This is a genomic window from Arthrobacter sp. ATA002, from assembly GCF_026898095.1.
Taxonomy (GTDB): Bacteria; Actinomycetota; Actinomycetes; order Actinomycetales; family Micrococcaceae; genus Arthrobacter_B.
Genome location: NZ_CP114015.1, coordinates 3,381,274 through 3,401,577 on the forward strand (window position 1 = coordinate 3,381,274; position 20,304 = coordinate 3,401,577).

The window sequence follows — 20,304 nt, forward strand, 5'->3', positions numbered from 1 at the left end:
CACCGACGGCGTGGCCGTTTCCACTCCGCCGCAGCCGTTGTGCTGCAGCAGAATGTGGCCGAATTCGTGGCACGCCGCATGGGTGCGGTGCAGGCGGTTGTCGCCGGAGGGCAGCAGGATGATGGACTTTTGTTCTTTCTCAATCCACAACCCCGTCACTGCGGGAATGATGGAATGGTCAATATCCCGCAGTTCAATAGGCTTTCCGTGCGCGCGGGCAACAATGTCCAGCAATTCATCAAAGCTGACCCGCTCACCCAGGTTAAGCGCCGCCACGGCTGCTTCCGAGGCCGCCCGTTCGCGTTCTTCGCCGCCGGGCTTCCTAAATCGCACTGCCATTAATTCCCCATCGTTGTTTCACACACAGATAATGCAGTCTGCGAAAGAGACCGAACCCTAGGACTTTATCCCACATCCCCCGGCAGCGGGACGGGCAGGCGGTGTCAGGGCAACAGCAGTGCGGCGGCGAAAGCAACGCATCCGGCCAGGTGTCCGGCCAGGACCTGTGTGGGCGTGTGGTCGCCGAGCTTCACCCGGGACCATCCGGTGGCCGATGCCAGCAGCAGGGCCAGAGCCGGCCCGAACACCGGAACCGGAGCCAGCAGGGCCAGCCCAACATAGGCAGCCACGGCGGAATGGACCGAGAGCTTCCACACCAGGTTCGCCGCCAGGCACAGGACCAGTCCGATGAACACGCCGCCGATCTCGCCGAACAGCGCCGCCGGGGCACCCATGAGGATGAGCAGCAGTGCACCGACGCCGATGGACGCCGCGGAGGCGATCAGGATCGGTGCGCGCTGCTCGCGCCTGCCCACGTGGTGGTCGGTGACCGCTCCGCGCCGCTTCAGCCAGAGGATTCCGGCGAAGGGCAGCCCCACGGTGAAACCCGCCGCCACAATGCCCTGGAGCCAGGTGACCCCGGAGCTGAGCAGGGGCTGCAGCAGCAGGAGCAGACCCACGAGGACGGTGGGGGCGGTGGTTTCGGTGACGATGCGTGCTGCCCGGGTGGAGGCAACGGACACAGTCGACGTCGGGGCTTGCGTGGTTTCCGGCATCCGTCGATTCTACGGGGATCCGCGGCGCCAGCCGGGCCCCGTTACCGCCAGCCGGGTTCCGTTACCGCCCGCCGGGTTCCGTTACCGATGCAGCGGTCAGGGCAGCCCGCGCGCATTCCTCGTCCTGTTCCGGCAGCGCTCCGCTGACTCCCACGGCCCACAGCGGCTGCGCGGCGGAGTCGATAACGCCGCCGGGCAAGACGGTGGGCTGGAAGGACAGCTGGTCGGCGATCAGGGGAAGCAGGCCGGGGAACCGGACATCCAGATCCGCGAGGGCTGAGGTGTCTTTCTTCATGGCGGCAGCCGTCTGTGCCTTGGCCCGGGCGACACCGGGCGTGAACCACGCCGCTCCGTCCCCGCGGACGGTCAGGAGCTCGTGGCCGGAAGCATCGGCAATGCTGACGCTCACGGTGACGCCAAGTTCCCGTGCTTTGTCCAGCACGGCCTCGGCAAGGGTCCGGGACTCGGACACGGTGGGAACAGCTGGCATGGACATACGTACACTCCTTTGCGGGCGGGCCGGACAGCCACGCCCCTGTGATCCTAGCGGCGCCCGGACTCAGCAGCTGCCGGCGCCTCAGCCGCGGGCGCAACCCCGACGGCGGCCTCGGAAATTACGTGGTGCCGGCCCAGCGGGAGCATCAGCGGCTTGCCGGAGGACGGATCCGTGATCACTCTGTTCTCCATGCCGAAGACGGTGCGCACGGTGTCCTCGGTGAGCACGTCCTCGGGCCGGCCGGCGGCGTGCAGCTTTCCGGCCGCCACGGCCACCAGATGGTCCGCGTACCGGGCGGCCAGGTTCAGGTCATGCAGCACCATCACAATGGTGGTGCCGCGGGAGCGGTTCAGATCGGTGAGCAGGTCCAGCACCTCAATCTGGTGGCTGACGTCCAGGAACGTGGTGGGCTCATCCAGCAGCAGCAGGTCCGTCTGCTGCGCCAGCGCCATCGCGATCCAGACCCGCTGCCGCTGCCCGCCGGACAGCTCGTCCACGGCCCGGTCCGCCAGCCCGGCGGTTTCGGTGGCGTCCAGCGCGGCCGCCACGGCGTCGTCGTCGTCCTTGCTCCACCGCGCAAAGATGCCCTGGTGCGGATGCCGGCCGCGGCCCACCAGGTCCGCGACCGTAATACCTTCGGGCGCGATCGGCGACTGTGGCAGCAAACCCAGGGTGCGGGCCAGCTGCTTGGCGGGAATCGAGTGCACGGCCTTGCCGTCCAGCAGCACGTGCCCGGTGCGCGGGGCCAGCAGCCGGGACATCGAGCGCAGCAGCGTGGACTTGCCGCAGGCGTTGGCGCCGATGATCGCGGTGACCTTGCCCGGCGGCACTGCGAGGTTCAGGGAGTCGATGACCGTGCGGTCGCCGTAGCCCAGCGTGAGGTTGTCGATGGACAGGGTATGGGAGGCGGTCACAGCGAAGCTCCTGCGCGGTTGACACGGACAATGAGGTAAACGAGGAACGGGGCGCCGAGCACGCCGGTGATGATGCCCACCGGCATCCGGGTGCCGAAGGCGTACTGCCCGCAGAAGTCGGCCACGAGCACCAGCAGCGCCCCCACCAGTGCGGCGGGGACGAGCAGTGACGGGCCCGGGCCCACCAGCCGGGCGGCGATCGGCCCGGAGAGGAACGCGACAAACGCGATGGGTCCGGCGGCCGCGGTGGCGAAGGAAATGAGCCCGACGGCGGCCACGATCACCACAATCCGGGTGAGGTTCACGCGCACGCCCAGCGCGGACGCGGCGTCGTCGCCGAGCCGGGTCACGGCGAGGTTCCGGGACTGGCCCAGCAGCACCGGCGCCAGCACGGCCAGGGCGGCCAGCACCGGCAGCACCTGGTTCCAGGACGCGCCGTTGAGACTGCCGGTCAGCCAGCGCATGGCTTCCTGCAGCTCCCACTCCGGCGCCTGGTTCAGCACATACGCGGTGACCGAATCCAGCATCGCGGCAATGCCGATGCCCACCAGGATCAGCCGGGTGTCCGCCACGCCCCGTTTATAGGACAGCGCGTACACGGCCAGTGCCACCACCAGTCCGGACACGATCGCGAAGCTGGACACCGCGGCGCCGCCGAGCCCCAGCCCGACAATGGCAAACGCCGCGCCGGCACCGGCACCGGAACTGATGCCGATGATGTCCGGGCTGGCCAGCGGATTGCGCAGCATCGTTTGGAACGCGACGCCGGCCAGGCCGAAGCAGGCGCCGGTCAGCACGGCCAGCACCGCCCGGGGCAGGCGCAGGCGGCCGACGGCGAAGGAGGCGCCGGGCACGTCGTGCCCGAGGATGACGTTCACGACGTCGGCCGGCGCGTAGAAGGTGCGTCCGGCCATCAGGCTCAGCGCGAAGACGGCGAGGATGAGCACCGCGAGCAGGGTGGCCACCAACCGGTAGCGGACGGCGGCGCCGCGGCGGACCCGGGTGACGGCGTCGACCGTGGGGCGAAGATCCAGGCTCACAGGGCACGCACCTTCTGCCGGCGGACGATGTAGATGAAGACCGGAGCGCCGATCAGGGCGGTGAGGATGCCGACGTCGATCTCCGCGGGGCGGGCGATGATGCGGCCGACGACGTCGGCGGCGGTCACCAGGGCGGCGCCGGTGACGGCGGAGAACGGCAGCAGCCAGCGGTGGTCCACTCCGGCCAGCAGCCGGCAGGCGTGCGGCACCACGAGGCCGACGAAGGCGATGGGTCCGGTGACGGCGGTGGAGGCGCCGCAGAGGATCACGGCGCCAAGCGATGCCGCGCCGCGGGCCAGGGCCACCCGCTCCCCCAGCCCGGCGGCGAGGTCGTCGCCCAGAGCCAGCGAGTTCAGGCCGCGGGCCGAGAGCAGGCAGATGGCGAAGCCGGCCAGCAGGAAGGGCAGGATTTGCAGGATGCTCTCGTACGAGCCGCCGCCCACGCCGCCGATCTGCCAGGACCGCACGCCCTGCGCCATGTCGTTGCGGGGCAGCACAATGGCGCTGACAAAGGAGGCCAGGGCGGCCGACGTCGCGGCGCCGGCCAGCGCGAGCTTCAGCGGCGTGGCGGGACCGCGGCCGATCGAACCGACGGTGTAGACGAAGACGGCGGTGACGGCCGCGCCGGCGATAGCGAGCCAAATGTAGCTGGAGGCTGCGGTCAGACCGAAGAACGCCATGCCCGCGACGATGGCGAGCGAGGCGCCCATGTTGATGCCGAGGATGCCCGGATCGGCCAGCGGATTGCGGGTCACGCCCTGCATTACGGCCCCGGAGAGACCCAGCGCGGCGCCGGCGGCGACGGCGAGCAGGGTGCGCGGTATCCGTTTGGCCACGGCGGCTTCGTCAAAGCCCTCGGCCGAGCCGCCCAGAGCGGCAAGAATGTCGTTCCAGCCGACGTCGCGCGCGCCCACCGTGATGCTGGCGAGCATCAGGGCGGCGAGCACGGCGACGGCAGCCACGAGCCAGAGCGCGCGCAGGCGCCTGGGCGCCGCCGGGCATGGATGTCCGGCGCGGCGGCGTCGGGGGCTGCTGCGGGTGCTGCCCCGGCGGGTGCCGGGGCAGCGGAAGGGTGCTGGTGTGTCACTTCGCTTTGGCGGCGGCGTCGGCGAGCAGGCTCAGGTAGTCGTCCAGGACCCAGGAAATCGCCAGCGGCGTGGGGTTCGCGGCCGTGCCCAGCGGAGTGTTGGGCAGCAGGACAATGGAGCCGTTGGCGACGGCGGGTATCTGCGAGAGCAGCGGATCGGCTTCCAGGGCGGCAACCAGTTCCTCGCCGCCGTAGGTGACGATCATGTCGACGTCGTTGAACGCGTCGGCCTGTTCGGCGCTTTGGGTGAGGGAGAACTTGTCGGTGCCGTCGGAGGCGGTCTTCACGCTGCCGGCCACGGACATGCCCAGGTCCTCGAAGAACATGGTGCGGGTGTCCTTCGTGGTGTAGAAGCTGACCTCGCTGAGGTCCGTGGTGTCCACGTGGGTCAGGAACATGGCGTTCTTGCCCTCGAGTTCCGGGTGCTCGGCGGCGGCGTCGGCCATTTCCGACTCGAGGTCCGCAATCAGCTCCTCGCCCTCCTGCTGCATGCCAAGGCCTTCGGCGTTCAGCTCGATCATTTCGCGCCAGGAGGTGCCCCAGGCAGTCTCCGGGTAGGCAACGACGGGGGCGATTTCGCTCAGCGTGTCGTAGTCCTCCTGGGACAACCCGGAGTAGGCGGCGAGGATGACGTCGGGCTCGGTGTCGGCCACGGCTTCGAAGTCGATGCCGTCGTTCTCGTCGAAGAGCACCGGGGTTTCGCCGCCGAGTTCCTCGAGCTTTTCGCTGACCCACGGGAGGAGGCCGTCGCCGTCGTCGTCGCCGTAGTTCGCCGCGGCCATGCCCACCGGCACGATGCCCAGGGCCAGGAGCACCTCGTGATTGGCCCAGTTGACCGTGGCAACCCGCTCGGGCTTGGCCTCGATGGTGGTGGTGCCCAGGGCGTGTTCGATGGTGATCGGTTCGAAGGACGAGCCGGTGGCGTCGCCGCTGCTGGATGCCGGAGCGGAGCAGGCTGCCAAGCCGGTGGTGAGCAGTGCGGCTGCGCAGACGGCAGCGATACGGAAGGGGCGCACGGATTTTGCCTTTTCATCGATGGGGAGCAACCGGTGGATCACCGAAGCGCGCCGGGGTGGGCATCGCACTGGTTTAGGGTTGCCTAACTAACCAAGAGTAAGGGATGCCTAACCAAAGTTGGGACAGGTGTTACGTCTGTGACTTCCGATTTGACGGCGAACCGGATGCGCTGGATCTTCCCGGCAGCGCGCGGAGCGGCCCTTGCCGAAGGGTGAAATACGGTTGATTTTCGGGGAGAGAATGCGCACGCATGGGAGCCGGCGGACGACGACGGCGTGGGGCCGCTGTGGGTCCGGCGCCTCCGTGTGCCGCCGGCGGCCTATTGCCAGTTCGGGCTCATCCCGGCGGGGTAGCGGGAGCCGAACCCTCCTTCAGGGAGGATCTCAGAGATACGGGCTAGATCGGCCTCGGTGAGGCTGATGTCAGCGGCGCCGATGTTCTCCTCCACGCGCTTGGCGCTGCGAGTGCCGGGAATCGGGACAATGTGGTCTCCCTGCGCCAGCAGCCAGGCGAGGGCGAGCTGCGCGACGGTGGCGTCCTTGGACGCGGCGAGTTCGGTCAGCTGGTGGGTGGCGGCGACGTTCTTCTCGAAGTTGCCGGGCTGCCAGCGGGCATCCCAGCTGCGCATGTCGGTCTCGTCGTACTGGTCGGCAGGCTTCGCGGTACCTGTAAGGAATCCGCGCCCGAGGGGCGAGTAGGGGACGAACCCGATGCCCAGTTCGTCCAGGACGGGGAACAGCACCTCCACTTCACGCTCGAAGAGGGAGTACTCGGTCTGGAGCACTGAGACCGGCTGCACCGCATGGGCGCGGCGCAGGGTCTCCGGGCCGGCTTCGCTGAGGCCGAAGTACTTGACCTTGCCGGCGTCGATCAGCTCCTTCACGGTCCCCGCAACATCCTCGATGGGAACGTCGGGGTCAACGCGGTGCTGATAGAGCACATCGATGTGGTCCATGCCGAGGTAGCGGAGGCTGTTGTCAACTACCTCGCGGATGTGCTCCGGGCGGCTATCGAAACCGCCGTCGCGCGTGAAGCCGAACTTCGTGGCGATGACGGCCTCGTCGCGGAAGCTCTTAACTGCACGGCCGACTATTTCCTCGTTTTCGCCCCAGCCGTACAGCTCGGCTGTGTCAAAGAACGTCACGCCCAGGTCGTGCGCTTTTTGGATCGCGGCAATACCTTCCTTTTCATCGCCAGGACCGTAGGCGAGAGAGATTCCCATCGAGCCGTAACCGATGGCGGAAGTGGTCAGGCCTTGCCTGCCCAACGTGCGTGTCTGCATGAGGTCTCCTCATTCGTGGATCGAGCGGCGCCGGGAATGCTTGCTCGCCGTTGGTGTCGCAGTCTATGCCCCAAGTGGCAGGCACCAGCAGCGGTCGGCATTTCGCCCCGGAGCTTCCTCCGATATTTCGCCTCCAAGGAGCAGGTGGTCCCAGGTCTACGGCGAACCCGTTCGACAGCCCGCTAAGCAGTAAGCGGCTGCGTCCCTGTCCGCTCAGGACGGCACGTAGGCTTCGGGCGCCGGCCGCAGAGCAAACAGGGTTTCCAGGACCAGCTGCACCGGTCCGGCGCCGGCCATGCTGCGGCGCACCACCGCGTAGATGGAGCGGACCGGAGCCGGGCGGACCACCGGGACCCGGCGGACGTTGGCGGGCAGCTGCTGGGCGCTTAGTGCCGGCAGGACGGTGATGCCGATGCCGGCGCTGACAAAGGCAATGGCGGTGGCGTAGTCGTGGGCTTCGATCTGGAAGGTCGGGGTAAAACCCGCGGCCGTGCAGGTGTCCAGCAGGTTCAGCCTGCACAGTCCGTGGGCGAAGTCGTTGTCCACCCACTGTTCTCCACCCAGTTCCGCCAGCTCGATCTCCGTCCGGCCGGCGGAGGGATGATGGTCAGGCAGTACCGCAACGTAGGGGTCGTCCACCAAGTGGTGGGCGTCGAAGCCGCTTCCCGGAGTGATGCTCCTTGCGGCCGACCACCAGCTGGATGTCCGGCCGGTCCTCGGGGTTGGGAGCGACGTCGTCGCGCAGCTGAAGTTCCAGCCGTACCCCGGGCAGGTCGGCGGTCAGCCGCCGGGCCACTTCGGGCATCCAGGCGGCCCCGACGGATGCAAAATAGGCCATGGACAGCCGCCCGTGCCGTCCGGTCCGGAGATCGGACAGCACCGCCTCCGCCTCGCTGAGCCGGGCCAGGATTTCTTCCGCCTGGGCTGCCACCGCCAGCCCCGCCGCCGTCGGACGCAGGCCGCGGCCGGCACGCTCGAGGAGGGTGAGGCCGGTTTCGCGCTGCAGGGTCGTGAGGTGCTGACTGACCGCCGAGGGCGTGTAACCGAGGTTGGCCGCGGCGGCGGCCACGGATCCGCTGGCCACCACAGAGGAGAAGATTCGAAGCCGGTGCACATCCAACATGCCCCGAACCCTACAGTGTCTCTAAAGTGTCGATCAAGAATCGGAACTGGTGCTGAATCCTGGGGTGGGCAAGAATTCAGGCATGACCTCTACAGCTTCCCGCGCGGCCCAGGTTTCCGCCGGTAACACTCCGCGCCTGTGGGCCGCCATGGCCGTGACCGTTGTCCTGTGGGCCTCGGCCTTTGTGGGCATCCGCTCCGCCGGCGCGGACTACTCCCCGGCGCCCTGACGCTGGGGCGGATCGCGGTGGGGGCGGTGGTGCTGATGGCCATTGCCGCTATGACGGGACGACGACGCCGACAGGGTGCGGGTGGGCCGGGCGGCCCATCGGCACGCGGACGGCTGCGGGGCGGGATCCTGGCCCTAGTGATCGTCTGGGGGCTGGCCTGGTTCGGCGTCTATAACCTCGTGCTGAACGCGGCCGAACGGCATCTGGACGCCGGCACCGCGGCGCTGCTGGTGAACCTGGCACCCATGATCGTAGCCGTGCTCGCCGGGCTGCTGCTGGGCGAGGGCTTTCCGCGGCGGCTGATAGTTGGCATGCTGGTGGCCTTCGCCGGCGTCGCCGTCATCGCAGCGGCCACCTCCACCGGCACCGTCGATCCCGTGGGTGTGGGTCTCGGCCTTGCCGCAGCCGTGCTCTACGGCGGTGCGGCCACCCTGCAGAAGCGGCTGCTGCAGTACGTAGATGCGGCCACCATGACGTGGATCGGGTGCCTGGCCGCGGCTGTTGCCTGCCTGCCGTTCCTCCCCGAACTGATCCGGGAGTTAGCTGCCGCGCCGCTGTCCTCCACGCTGGCCATGGTGTACCTCGGGGTCTTCCCCACGGCGATCGCGTTCACCACGTGGGGTTATGTCCTGGCGCGGTTCAGCGCCGGCCGCACGGCCGCCACCACCTATGCGGTGCCGGCCGTGGTGGTGCTGCTGTCCTGGCTGCTGCTGCAGGAAGTGCCGCCGGTTGCCGCGCTGTTCGGCGGAGCGCTGGCGCTGGCAGGTGTCGCGGTGGCGACGCTGCCGCGGCGGCGGAGCTAAGCGCGGGGCTTTATGGAAGGCACGGCGGTGCAGGGCACGGCATCACCGTACTCTCCCCTGTGCCCGGGCCACCGCGCGCAGTTCGCGCCGCTGCCGGGCGGCGAGCCCTGGCCGTCTTCAAAGCGACCGCTACTTGGCTGCCGCCGCTGCTTCCTCTTCCGGCACGCGCTCGAACTCCACGGCGTACACGTCAGCTCCCTGCTTGCGGTTCCGCACGTTTCGGACGTGCCGGACGACGATGCAGACGAACAGAACCAGTCCCAGATAGCCTGCAACCGGGTAGAGGAAGTTGACGAGTTCCGCGAAAGGCACCTGGGCCAGCAGCACCGCAACCACCGTGGCGATGACGGCGAACAGCTTTGCCCGCTTGCTCTTGTCATTGGTCTCAACCCGGTTCACCACAGCCCACAGCAGCGGAACGGCGGTGGTGTAGATGCCCGCGAAGAGGATCACCGAGTAAACGTTGCCCGCACCGGAGAAGACCTGATCTGCGATCCACAGCATCGGGATCTGCTTGTCATAGACGTCACCGATGTTTGCCAGCAGCCCGAACGCCACCACGGCAACAGCCACCACCAGCGTGACGGCTCCGGCCAGCCCGCCGGTGATCGCTTCCTTCTCGTTCCGGACTTTCCTGCCCAGACTGGCCAGGAACGGAACAAGCATAAGAATTCCCAGTGCCGGAAAGTTGAGTCCCGAGATCGCCCAGTGCGGCGCCGCCTGCAAAACATCGATAGTGGGGAGGGTGTCCGCGGATTCCGCGATGCCCTGCGGGCTCCGAACGATGCCGGTAATCCCCACAATGAGGCACAGGGCAACAATGGCGGGACCAAGTTTGGACAGAATGGCCACGAGGCCGTCAAGCCCGAGCATCACGGTCATCAGCACGGCGACCGCCATGGCAAGAATGCCCACCTGCCCGTTCCAGCCGAACTGCTCGTTCAGGGTTGCCCCGGCCCCGGCGAGCATCACGGCAAACAGGCAAAAGAAGAACAATGGCGCAAAGACTCCAAAGAATTTGCCAATGTGCTTTCCGCAGTAATACTCAAAGATTTTGTTACCGGACCGTAACCGGAGGTTGTGCCCGTCACGGAGAACAATGGCCGTGACGTAGCAATAGAGAATGAAAGTAATCACGAGTGCGCCTGCCGCTCCGACTGCCCCGAAGGACGCGAAGTACTGCAGTCCTTCCTGGCCTGTGGCGAACCCGGAGCCGATCAGGTAGGCAACAATCGCGCCCATGATGGTGATGACCGTACCTATACGAATTCTTTTCGATGTTGTCTGAGTCATCCATTCACACTATGACAGCCACAACGGTCTCCCGAACAACTTCCAACATTCCGGATCCCAAATGTGATCATTTTGCATCTCATGCAATGGTCTGATATTCGGAATGCTCAATGTTGCAAATGGGTATCGATTTAATGGGACACTGAATCACTATCAGCGCATTAATTCTTAGCTGAAAGGAAAACCTCATTCAGCGCTGGCCGCACTGGATCGCGGAGAATGCCATCACCCACCCCGGAGTCATTAGTCGATGCCGTCGCGGATAATCGGGCAGGTCATGCAGTGCCCGCCGCCGCGTCCGCGGCCCAGCTCGGCACCGACAATGGGGATGACCTCGACGCCGGCGTTGCGCAGCGCCGCATTCGTCTGGGTGTTGCGGTCGTAGGTGAACACCACCCCCGGTTCCACTGCAACGGCGTTGTTCGCGCTGTCCCACTGCTGGCGTTCGGTGGCGTGATAGTCCCCGGCGGTTTCCACCAGGCGCAGTTGCTTGTAGCCCATGGCTTCGGCCACCACGTCCACGAAGCGGCGGTCCCGCTGGTCGCGGATTTCCAGGCCCGGGGCCTTGTCCGAGGGGTGGATGGTGAAGGGGTGGATGCCGTCCACGATGGCCGGGTGGATGGTGGCCAGGTCCCGGTCCGCGAAGGTGAACACGGTGTCCAGGTGCATGGCGGCGCGCAGCTTGGGCATGCCGGCGACCACGATCCGCTCCGCCGCCCCGTCCGTAAACAGGGCCTGCGCGAGCTGGGTGATGGCCTGCCGGGAGGTCCGCTCCCCCATGCCCAGCAGCACGGTACCGTTGCCCACGGGCATGACGTCGCCGCCCTCCAGGTAGGCCTGGCTCCAGTCCTTTTCCGCGTCGCCCCACCAGATCTTCGAACCCATGTAGTCCGGATGGAACCGGTAGATGGCCTGCATCAGCAAGGTCTCGTCGTGCCGGGCCGGCCAGTAGAGCGGGTTCAGGGTCAGCCCGGAACCGATCCAGCAGGTGGTGTCCCGGGTGTAGAGGGTGTTGGGCAGCGGCGGCAGCAGGTATTCGGGCCGGCCCTGGGATTCCCGGATGAGACCCACGTAGCCGCTGAGATAGTCGGAGGGAAGGTCCGACGTCGTGAGCCCGCCGATGAGGTAGCGTGCCAGCTCCGCTCCGGAGAGGGAATCCAGGAAGGCCCGGGTGCCGGGGACCAACCCCAGGCCAACCCGGTTGGCGATGATCTTGCGGTCTAGCAGCCAGGCCCGGGCCTCGGGAATGTCCATGGTGGAGCCGAGGAGGTCGTGGAGTTCGACGACGTCTACGCCGCGTTCGGTCATTTTGGTGACGAAGTCGGTGTGGTCGCGCTGGGCGTTCTCCACCCACATCACGTCGTCGAACAGCAGGTCTTCACGGTTCGTGGGTGTGAGCCGTTCGTGCGCCAGACCCGGGGCGCAGACCAGGACCTTGCGCAGCTTGCCCACCTCGGAGTGGACCCCGTAAGACGCGGCCGTGCCGGTGGCGGTTGGGGAAAGCATGGGGTTCTCCTTGGGTTGTAAAGCTAGTGTGCGCGCTCTGCCTGTTCGCGGCGTCGGAGTGCTTTGTTGACGGCCGGGTCCTCCAAAGCGCGGAGCCATTTGAGCAGTTCGGGTCCGGCGGCCGGATTGGCGGCGACGGCGGGGCGTGCAAGCGGCTGGTCGGTGGCCAGTTCCTGCAGGCGCAGCGGTGCGGTTCCGGGGTCTTCGGCTTCGGCAAGGATGGCGACCTCGGCGGGATCCACGTCCCGCGGCCGGGCTGCCGATGCTCCGGCGTTCACGATGTCCGCCGCAGGGATGTTCATCAGCGGGGACGCCCGTCGCGTTGTTGTGTTGGGGGTGGACGGGGCGTTCTCGTCAGCGGGATGTACCTGGATTTCGTCCTGCACGGGATCTCCTTCATCAGTAGCCTTATGAACATCCTTGCAGGACTTGAGTCGAGGACCGAATCCGGTAGCTGCCCCATAGGCCGCCGGGTGCACACCTGAGCAGGCGGTCAGCCGACAGGTCCCCTGCTCAGAGCGCTATCCAGCCCAGGGCCAGGGCGAGCACAGCTGCAACGGCTCCCGCCAGCGCAATGAGGAAAAGGAACAGCTCCCTCCCCGGAAGACGCGCTGCCCTTGTTCACGGCGCGCGATCACAAACAGGACGGTGGCGGGGGCGTAGAAGATCATCGAGAGCAGCACCAGCGGCAGGCCGGCGGCGTAGACCAGGAACACCGAGTAAATCGTGGCAATGACGGCAATGGCCAGGTCGCCCCGCCTGATGCGGCTTGGGGCTCCTTCATACGTTTCGCCGGTCCAGCCGAGCTTGAGGGCATAGAGGGCCGCGAAAAGGAGGGAAAACAGCGTCAGGACCGCGGTCATGTCCAGCGCGAAGTTGAAGGCGTCCTCGGAGAAGTAGGTGATGACCATGACCAGCTGGCTGAGCAGGGTGCTCAGCAGCAGGGCGTTGACCGGAACGTCGTCATCGCTGAGCCGGGACAGGAACCGCGGCATGTCCTTCTCCCGGGCGGCCACATACAGGACCTCCGCTGCCATCAGGCTCCAGGCCAGATAGGCCCCCATTACCGAAATGATCAGGCCTGCGCTGACGAACACCAGCCCCCAGGTCCCCACTCCCGCTTCCAGGACACCCGCCATGGATGGTTGGCGCAGCTCGGCGAGCTGTTCCATCGGCAGGACCCCGTAGGAAACGATCGTGACCGAGGCAAAGATGGCAAAGACGCTCAGGAAGCCGAGGACGGTGGCCCGGCCCACGTCCTCCCGCCGTCGGGCATGGCGTGAATACACGCTGGCACCTTCGACGCCGAGGAAAACGAATACCGTGACCAGCATCGTGTCGCTGACCTGCTCGAACAGCGTCCCCGCAGAGTCCGCCCCGGTGAGGTTTCCCGCGAAGACGGCGGGGTCAAACAGGAAGACAGCAAACAGCACAAAGACCAGGATGGGAACAACCTTGGCGATCGTGACCACCCGGTTAATGGCCGTGGCCTCCCTGATGCCGCGCCGGATCAGGAAGAAGAATCCCCACAGCCCGGCCGAGGAAAGCACGACGGCGGGGAGGGTGTCCCCCGCGCCCAGCTGCGGAAACAGGGCTCCCAGCGTGGACATGGTGAGCACCCAGTAGGTGACGTTTCCAACGCAGGCGCTGGCCCAGTAACCCGCTGCGGAGAAGAATCCCACGTAATTACCGAAGCCTGCCTTGGCATAGGAGAAGATCCCCGCATCGAGCTCTGGCTTGCGCATCGACAGCCGCTGGAAGACGAAGGCCAGCATCAGCATGCCGGAACCCGCAATCAGCCAGGCGATCAGCGCGCCCGCCACCCCGGTTTCCGCGGCGAAGCGCTGGGGCAGGGAAAACACCCCGGCCCCGACCATGGAGCCGATCACCACAGTGGTGAGGGTCAGCAGGGAGAGTTTGGACGCTGAGGTCTTCTCCCCTGAAGCAGCAGGATTAGACATGGTTCTTTCCCATCGGGTGTCGCGGCCGCTGGGGCAACACAGGGTAGACAAAAGTGGAGGGGAGGACCGCCTCTTACGGGGGATCCTTCGTCGGCAGCCTTTCCATTATCCTCGGAATGCCGGCGGGGTCCGAATCGGCGGCCAGCGCCTCGGTGCGGTTGCCGAAGGGGTCTTTTCAGCGGAACTGTGTGTAGCCGTCAAAGATGGTGCGTGCCCTGGAGCCCACGGTGAAACCGTGGCCGGAATTCCGATGTCGGGGCGTGGCCGCGGTCAAATGCCAGCCGCATCCGGCACGCCGTCGTCATCTCCCCGGACACTTAGTCGATCCCGTCGCGGATGATCGGGCAGGTCATGCAGTGCCCGCCGCCACGCCCGCGGCCCAGCTCCGCCCCCACAATCGGGATCACCTCAACGCCTGCGTTCCGCAGCGCCGCGTTGGTCTGCGTGTTGCGGTCGTAGGTGAACACCCCGCCCGGTTCCACCGCGACGGCGTTGTTCGCACTGTCCCACTGCTGGCGTTCGGAGGCGTGGAAGTCCCCGGCGGTCTCCACCAGGCGCAGGTGCTTGTGGCCCATGGCTTCGGCCCATCCGTCAGGACTGCATCGGACCGCCGTAGAGTTCTCGCAACTGTGGAGGGGTCAGCCATGGCCCCCGGTGAATCATGCGGTGGCAATTGGAACAAAGCAAGGCGAGGTTCCCCAGCGTTGTCGTGGTTGCACCACTTACGTGAAGAGGCAGTACGTGATGGACCTCGATATAGTCGCGGCCACGTTCTCCATAGGCAACAAAGAAATCAAAAGAACAAACGTTGCATGCAACGGCTTCTCCTCGTTGCTTCACCTGTTGGATTTTCCGAAGGCGCAACTTCGGGTCCCGTTCACGCTTGGTCTGCCAACTGCGGAGCAATCTACCCTCCTGCGCTTCTAATTCATCTTCAAGAAAACTCTCAAATGCATCAAGATCAGAATGCGAAACGGTACCATCCCGAATGACTTTCCTGATGTTAGCCGCTACTTGATGCATCACCTTAGGACTCGCCAAAAAGTCCTGCAGGACTTCCTGGTCTATCCTGTTCCCTCGGGTGGGTCTACCAGTGTAGGCCGGATGGCGGGTCGCAATATCCGAAGTCTTGCGTCCCACGCCTGCCGGGTTCCTGAACGTCGAGGGACGCCCCTCCAACCGGTGAAGGGGGATTGCCTCAGCAGCTCAGACAATTCAGTCACTTCTGCTCTAGTCGCATCCAATGCTCGCCAGCCATTTACCCAAACTAGGTCGCAAGCCAGGATAATTTCATCGCGCGTCCAATTAATTCGTATTTCCCCCATATGACCGACTGTATCCCGCGGAATATCGGCACCCGGGCTATTACAGATACCTTCGGCGCGGTTTTGGCCCTGTCGACTGTCCAAGGTTCGGTCAGTCAGGCGACAAAGCACCTCGATTCGCCAAGGCCCTCTTCGGACTTAATGTTCGATAACAAAGGGCTAACCGCTAACTCGAGAGTTTCGGGAGGGCGGCACCTACGTGGGCTTCCGGGCGGATAAGCATCCAGAGCGACCGCATCCAGGAACCGGAGGCGGCCGATAAAGGCTCTCGCACCTGCCGTCTTCCCTGCTGGCCTCGCGGGGGCCCCTGGCTCAGTAGGTCTTGTCGGCCAGCAGCCGCCACCCCGCACGCCGTCGTCGCTAGTCGATCCCGTCGCGGATGATCGGGCAGGTCATGCAGTGCCCGCCGCCGCGGCCGCGGCCCAGCTCGGCCCCGACAATGGGGATGACCTCGACGCCGGCGTTGCGCAGCGCCGCATTCGTCTGGGTGTTGCGGTCGTAGGTGAACACCACCCCCGGTTCCACTGCAACGGCGTTGTTCGCGCTGTCCCACTGCTGGCGTTCGGTGGCGTGATAGTCCCCGGCGGTTTCCACCAGGCGCAGTTGCTTGTGGCCCATGGCTTCGGCCACCACGTCCACGAAGCGGCGGTCCCGCTGGTCGCGGATTTCCAGGCCCGGGGCCTTGTCCGAGGGGTGGATGGTGAAGGGGTGGATGCCGTCCACGATGGCCGGGTGGATGGTGGCCAGGTCCCGGTCCGCGAAGGTGAACACGGTGTCCAGGTGCATGGCGGCGCGCAGTTTCGGCATGCCGGCCACGACAATCCGCTCCGCCGCCCCGTCCTTGAACAGGGCCTGGGCGAGCTGGGTGATGGCCTGCCGGGAGGTCCGCTCCCCCATGCCCAGCAGCACGGTGCCGTTGCCCACGGGCATGACGTCGCCGCCCTCCAGGTAGGCCTGGCTCCAGTCCTTTTCCGCGTCGCCCCACCAAATTTTCGAACCCATGTAGTCCGGATGGAACCGGTAGATGGCCTGCATCAGCAGGGTCTCGTCGTGCCGGGCCGGCCAGTAGAGCGGGTTCATTGTCAGCCCGGAGCCGATCCAGCAGGTGGTGTCCCGGGTGTAGAGGGTGTTGGGCAGCGGCGGCAACAGGTACTCGGGCCGGCCGGTGGATTCCCGGATCAGGGCGACGTAGCCGCTGAGGTAATCCACGGGAACGTCCGACGTCGTGAGCCCGCCGATGAGGTAGCGCGCCAGATCCGCTCCGGAGAGTGAGTCGAGGAAGGCACGGGTGCCCGGGACCAGGCCGAGGCCGACCCGGTTGGCGATGATTTTGCGGTCCAGCAGCCAGGCCCGGGCTTCGGGCAGGTCCATGGTCTGGCCGAGCAGGTCGTGGAGTTCCACCACCTCGACGCCGCGGCTGGTCATCTGGGCGACGAAGTCCGCGTGGTCGCGCTGGGCGTTCTCCACCCACATCACGTCGTCGAACAGCAGTTCTTTGCGGTTGGTGGGGGTGAGCCGTTCGTGGGCGAGGCCGGGAGCGCAGACCAGGACCTTGCGCAGCTTGCCCACCTCGGAGTGGACCCCGTAGGACGCGGCTTTGCCGGTGGCAGTTGGGGAAAGCATGGGGTTCTCCATATGTTTAGTGAAGCTGGACCTAGTGTCCCTGTTCAACCTGCGCGCGGCGGCGGAGTGCTTCGTTGACGGCGGGGTCGTCCAAGGCACGTAACCAGGTGAGCAGTTCGGGTCCGGCGGCCGGATTGGCGGCGACGGCGGGGCGTGCGATCGGCTGGTTGGTGGCCAGTTCCTGCAGTCGAAGCGGAGCGGTTCCGGGATCCTCGGCTTCGGCAAGGATGGCTACCTCAGCGGGATCCACGTCCCGCGGCTTGGCTGCCGATGCTCCGGCGTTCACGATGTCTGCCGCCGGGATGTTCATCAGCGGGGCCGTCCGCCGGGTTGCTGTTTTGGAGGTGGACAGGGCGTTCTCGTCAGCGGGATGTTCCTGCATGTCTTCCTGCACGGGGTTCTCCTTTGTAAGTAGCCTTATAAACATCTTGGCAGAAGGTGGCGCGGGTTCCGAATCGATATCGTCGTGCTTCAGGTCATTACCGCATACGAGCCAGGGGAAACGTGAATAGCTTGTCGGGGACGGCCACAATTGGTTCAAATCCCGCCGTCACAACCAAAATGAGACGCCCGTTCCCTTACAAGCTTCTCGCGACACCTCTCCTGTGGTCGCCGCGCCATTCTGAACACCCTCGGACGACAGCCTCCATCAGGCACCGAACCCGAAGACCTTTTCGAGTAAAAGTATGTAAGTGCATGGCTCAAGCGGGAGTTACTTCGGGCTGTCGTACGCTTCGGTCGCATCTAGTCAGAGTAGGTTTTTGGTATCACCCTGCCATGACTGTCAGTGAATCTGCAGACTAGCTGCAGGCTTCGGTGATCCTTGGGCTGAGTGACTGCACAAGTCGCGACATAGGCAACACCCCCGATCATCAGGCTGGAGTGTCACCTATGTATGGTGCGTAGTCGAGTCAGGGGTCCACGGCCAGCGCGCACGGCGTCAGCGCGTCCCGGAACCCGCCGTGCAATATTGAAGGCCGCGCAAGGCAGTTACAGTCCACATACGATTGTTGCGACGTGGGCGCATAGACGGGTAGTGTGAGGAAAGAGAAATAGAAGCCTTGCTTGCAAGGCCTCAACTTCAGCCGCACGAGCACAGAGTCTGTGACTTATTGACCGGGTCACTGGGCCGAGGTGTGAGACCCTTGAGGTGAACGCTAGTTCATGGTGTCTGAAGAAGTTTCGTCAACTGTTTCTCGCGTAGCTCGGGACTACCGTTCAGAGCTTAGTAACCACACGCGAGGAGCTTGGAATGACCAATCTGTCGAGAGAGAACGACACCCGCGAATGCGGTCCTGGGGTCCGAGAGGCCCCTGTCACACCTTCTCCGGAAACTGAGATCCAAGCTCCACTCGCAAAGACGTTTAGCGGAACTGCTGGGGCTCCACTTCATAGTGAGCCCCGGCAGTTCCCCACGACGGACGTCTTCACTCTCCTGGTATCCGTTATCAATGAGTTTGAAACCACTGGGAAAACGCCTACTGCAGCGGGAGTCTCCGCCCGGATGCGTGTCGTCGAGCCAGACTTCTCGATTGCAAGGACCGACTTCTCTACATTTCGCGGAATCACCAAAGCTGCGGAGAGCGCAGGCCTTGTAGAGGCACACCGTGCCGCCAGCGACTACGTCCTCAAGCTTGTCTCGGTTGAAGACGTCCGCGGGGCTACTCTGCGGCCTGACCTATGGCGTGCCGTTCAGGACTGGACATATGGCGCGCGGTACGCGTTTGATCGCAATACAAAAACCACTGAGCAATTTGCTGGCACCATCCCATCCGGCTCTGTGGAGGTTCCGTCGATAGACAAGGCGACCGTCCTTGATTGGATGACCAAATTCGCGTCGCGCCCGAGTGGTAGCCTGACTACCCAGCTCACGGAGGCTCTGAGGGAAGACGACCCGGTATCAGCCTTTTATCGGGTTATACGCGGAGACTCCAGCGTCAAGCGCCGATGGAACCGCCGGCTTCGATCAGGGATTCTTGACACCGCAGTAAAGTGGTCCGCTCGGAATGCTATTCCCCGGAAAGATATTTTCACATCTGCGGCCGCCCCATCTTCTCCCCCTGCCATCGCGCCCACGCGCCTTTCGGCATCTTCGTCGGTTGCCGTGTCCCCTCCGGATGTTGACCTTCGTAGGCGCATCCTGACCATCCTCGAATCCATGCCCCTGCATGAGCTGCTTCGCTTGCCGATTCCGCTTGAGCATTCCCTGAACCGGTAGCCGGCGGTGCCCGGGATCGACCTTCGCGCGCTCGTCAAGCAACCCATCGCGTTGACGGGCATTCTCGAAACATCTAAGGACCCTCACCCGCTACACGAAGGTATTAGTCGCGACCGAAAGTTCTCTTCATCGAGTGCCTCTCCCATTTTGCTTCCTGCTGGAGGAAAAGGGCTTCATCGGTTGAAGGGGCTCTGCAGGCACCAATTTCCGGCATGAGCGCGCAACGTTCACATGAAGCCCATGTCAGGCTTCTCACTGCTGCGTCCTTCGTACACACCGATCCTGGTCAGGTCCGAGTCGGACCTGACGGCAGTGTTCTCGAGGACGCCGAACGTGCCCGCGCTCGTTCTGTGCTTCTTGTAGGGGTGTTTCGGGACGAAAATGAGACTTTCGAAGGAAATGTGTTTTCGTCCGCGCGCTTCGCTGGCGTCGGAGTGCTCGCCGTACTGCCCAATGCGAGCAATTCCAAACAGTGCGACGATGCTTGGCTTCAGGTTGAGTGGGTGTATTCCACAAACTCGCTGTTGCACGCGCTCGGAAAGATTGACGGATTCCGCATTGAGACCCCTAAGCACAATCGTCGCATCGAGATTCTAGTGGAGCCGGAACTAGCTGGTACGAGTTCCTCCCTCAAAGCGGACATAGAGCGCTCCGCCCTTCTGCTGGGCGTAAATCCTCAGGTGCACGTAGTTACCGCCGCGGATCAAGGGGCAGTGGCGAGCATAGTGAAAGCAAGCAACCCCTACGAATTGATTGTGCTCGGGACTCGGGTCAGCGAATCAGTGGTGGCCGAGTTTACTCGCCGACACGGAGAGACAAACCTCCATCGGGCGGGCGTTAGCACTGCCGATGACGCTCTACGGTGGCTGTTCGATAATCTTCCTCACATCATGGGCGTGGGACCTGGCCTGATGAGCCATCCTGAGGTCGCGTCGGAGGCGGGCGCCCACCTATACCCGTAAGTGCCCCCACAAAATGCGTTCACCATGCGTCGAACGCTTACGTGCTGGATGAAACCACCAACGAATGGTGGACCCGCGACTTCGCCCAACATGGACGAGACGCCAAATCTATTTTCAAGACATATTCGCTCGAGGATGGCAGGTTTTGTTGGAAGACTGACCGTGACGGCGCGGGCGACATCATCGAGGTCAAACACAAAGGTCCGGTCGGCATAACGTTCAAGGAAAGCGAGACACACTCCTGCCCGCATCCTGAGTCCCACATTCGCTAGGTGCATCGGCTGCTGAGCTAGCTCTTACTTGTGCTTCTGCATATTAGAGTCAGGTCTCATCGGTGGAACCCTCGTTGGGGGCACCGATGCACTGGCAG

The 20,304-nt window shown here is 64.9% G+C and carries 20 protein-coding genes and 1 pseudogene; 4 read left to right on the plus strand and 17 right to left on the minus strand.

The window, feature by feature from the left end; all coding sequences use genetic code 11:
* Positions 1 to 39 precede the first annotated feature (39 nt).
* Positions 40 to 342: a hypothetical protein gene (locus OL239_RS16670; RefSeq protein ID WP_268909841.1), complete on the plus strand. Its 303-nt coding sequence runs from the start codon at positions 40 to 42 to the stop codon at positions 340 to 342.
* A 101-nt stretch (positions 343 to 443) separates the two neighbouring features.
* On the opposite strand, the gene OL239_RS16675 is transcribed toward OL239_RS16670, so the two are convergent.
* The 9 genes from OL239_RS16675 to OL239_RS16715 all read right to left on the minus strand — a co-directional run bounded on the left by OL239_RS16675 (position 444) and on the right by OL239_RS16715 (position 8,014).
* Positions 444 to 1,055, minus strand: coding sequence for a phosphatase PAP2 family protein (locus OL239_RS16675; protein ID WP_268909842.1), 612 nt, complete (start codon positions 1,053 to 1,055; stop codon positions 444 to 446).
* Between the two features lie 61 nt (positions 1,056 to 1,116).
* Positions 1,117 to 1,551: a GlcG/HbpS family heme-binding protein gene (locus OL239_RS16680; RefSeq protein ID WP_268909843.1), complete on the minus strand. Its 435-nt coding sequence runs from the start codon at positions 1,549 to 1,551 to the stop codon at positions 1,117 to 1,119.
* 47 nt (positions 1,552 to 1,598) lie between these two features.
* Positions 1,599 to 2,465, minus strand: a complete 867-nt coding sequence (locus OL239_RS16685) for an ABC transporter ATP-binding protein (protein ID WP_268909844.1) — start codon at positions 2,463 to 2,465, stop codon at positions 1,599 to 1,601.
* Positions 2,462 to 3,499: a FecCD family ABC transporter permease gene (locus OL239_RS16690; RefSeq protein ID WP_268911801.1), complete on the minus strand. Its 1,038-nt coding sequence runs from the start codon at positions 3,497 to 3,499 to the stop codon at positions 2,462 to 2,464. Before OL239_RS16690 ends, OL239_RS16685 begins: the two co-directional genes overlap by 4 nt.
* 2 nt (positions 3,500 to 3,501) lie before the next feature.
* Positions 3,502 to 4,467, minus strand: coding sequence for a FecCD family ABC transporter permease (locus OL239_RS16695; protein ID WP_442864168.1), 966 nt, complete (start codon positions 4,465 to 4,467; stop codon positions 3,502 to 3,504).
* A gap of 121 nt (positions 4,468 to 4,588) precedes the next feature.
* Positions 4,589 to 5,608, minus strand: coding sequence for an iron-siderophore ABC transporter substrate-binding protein (locus OL239_RS16700; protein WP_268909845.1), 1,020 nt, complete (start codon positions 5,606 to 5,608; stop codon positions 4,589 to 4,591).
* 320 nt (positions 5,609 to 5,928) lie between these two features.
* Positions 5,929 to 6,891, minus strand: coding sequence for an aldo/keto reductase (locus tag OL239_RS16705; protein WP_268909846.1), 963 nt, complete (start codon positions 6,889 to 6,891; stop codon positions 5,929 to 5,931).
* A gap of 213 nt (positions 6,892 to 7,104) precedes the next feature.
* Entirely contained in the window at positions 7,105 to 7,530 is a 426-nt protein-coding gene (locus tag OL239_RS16710; RefSeq protein WP_268911803.1) for a LysR substrate-binding domain-containing protein, read from the minus strand.
* Positions 7,499 to 8,014, minus strand: a complete 516-nt coding sequence (locus tag OL239_RS16715; protein WP_268909847.1) for a LysR family transcriptional regulator — start codon at positions 8,012 to 8,014, stop codon at positions 7,499 to 7,501. The genes OL239_RS16710 and OL239_RS16715 overlap by 32 nt, the downstream gene beginning before the upstream one ends.
* Positions 8,015 to 8,096: 82 nt before the next feature.
* On the opposite strand from OL239_RS16715, the gene OL239_RS16720 reads away from it, so the two are divergent.
* Positions 8,097 to 8,243: a hypothetical protein gene (locus OL239_RS16720; RefSeq protein WP_268909848.1), complete on the plus strand. Its 147-nt coding sequence runs from the start codon at positions 8,097 to 8,099 to the stop codon at positions 8,241 to 8,243.
* Positions 8,244 to 8,278: 35 nt separating this feature from the next.
* Positions 8,279 to 9,046 (plus strand): DMT family transporter, encoded by a 768-nt coding sequence (locus OL239_RS16725; protein ID WP_268909849.1) that lies wholly within the window; start codon positions 8,279 to 8,281, stop codon positions 9,044 to 9,046.
* 129 nt (positions 9,047 to 9,175) lie between these two features.
* On the opposite strand, the gene OL239_RS16730 is transcribed toward OL239_RS16725, so the two are convergent.
* From OL239_RS16730 to OL239_RS16765, 8 genes and pseudogenes are all read right to left on the minus strand, one after another.
* Positions 9,176 to 10,339 carry a YkvI family membrane protein gene (locus OL239_RS16730; RefSeq protein ID WP_268909850.1) on the minus strand — a complete coding sequence of 388 codons (1,164 nt, stop codon included), beginning with the start codon at positions 10,337 to 10,339 and terminating at the stop codon, positions 9,176 to 9,178.
* Between the two features lie 243 nt (positions 10,340 to 10,582).
* A complete protein-coding gene (locus OL239_RS16735) occupies positions 10,583 to 11,845 on the minus strand; it encodes an arginine deiminase (protein ID WP_268909851.1) in 1,263 nt (420 codons plus the stop codon).
* Between the two features lie 23 nt (positions 11,846 to 11,868).
* A complete protein-coding gene (locus tag OL239_RS16740) occupies positions 11,869 to 12,231 on the minus strand; it encodes a variant leucine-rich repeat-containing protein (protein WP_268909852.1) in 363 nt (120 codons plus the stop codon).
* A gap of 135 nt (positions 12,232 to 12,366) precedes the next feature.
* Positions 12,367 to 13,806 (minus strand): basic amino acid/polyamine antiporter, encoded by a 1,440-nt coding sequence (locus OL239_RS16745; protein ID WP_329609264.1) that lies wholly within the window; start codon positions 13,804 to 13,806, stop codon positions 12,367 to 12,369.
* Between the two features lie 317 nt (positions 13,807 to 14,123).
* A pseudogene (locus OL239_RS16750) lies at positions 14,124 to 14,390 on the minus strand (arginine deiminase family protein); the annotation flags it as partial.
* Between the two features lie 7 nt (positions 14,391 to 14,397).
* Positions 14,398 to 14,946, minus strand: coding sequence for an HNH endonuclease (locus OL239_RS16755; RefSeq protein ID WP_329609265.1), 549 nt, complete (start codon positions 14,944 to 14,946; stop codon positions 14,398 to 14,400).
* Between the two features lie 545 nt (positions 14,947 to 15,491).
* A complete protein-coding gene (locus OL239_RS16760) occupies positions 15,492 to 16,754 on the minus strand; it encodes an arginine deiminase (RefSeq protein WP_268909853.1) in 1,263 nt (420 codons plus the stop codon).
* A 31-nt stretch (positions 16,755 to 16,785) separates the two neighbouring features.
* On the minus strand, positions 16,786 to 17,148 hold the full coding sequence (locus OL239_RS16765; RefSeq protein WP_268909854.1) for a variant leucine-rich repeat-containing protein: 363 nt from the start codon (positions 17,146 to 17,148) through the stop codon (positions 16,786 to 16,788).
* Positions 17,149 to 19,975: 2,827 nt separating this feature from the next.
* On the opposite strand from OL239_RS16765, the gene OL239_RS16770 reads away from it, so the two are divergent.
* Positions 19,976 to 20,206, plus strand: coding sequence for a hypothetical protein (locus tag OL239_RS16770; RefSeq protein WP_268909855.1), 231 nt, complete (start codon positions 19,976 to 19,978; stop codon positions 20,204 to 20,206).
* The last annotated feature ends 98 nt before the right edge of the window (positions 20,207 to 20,304 follow it).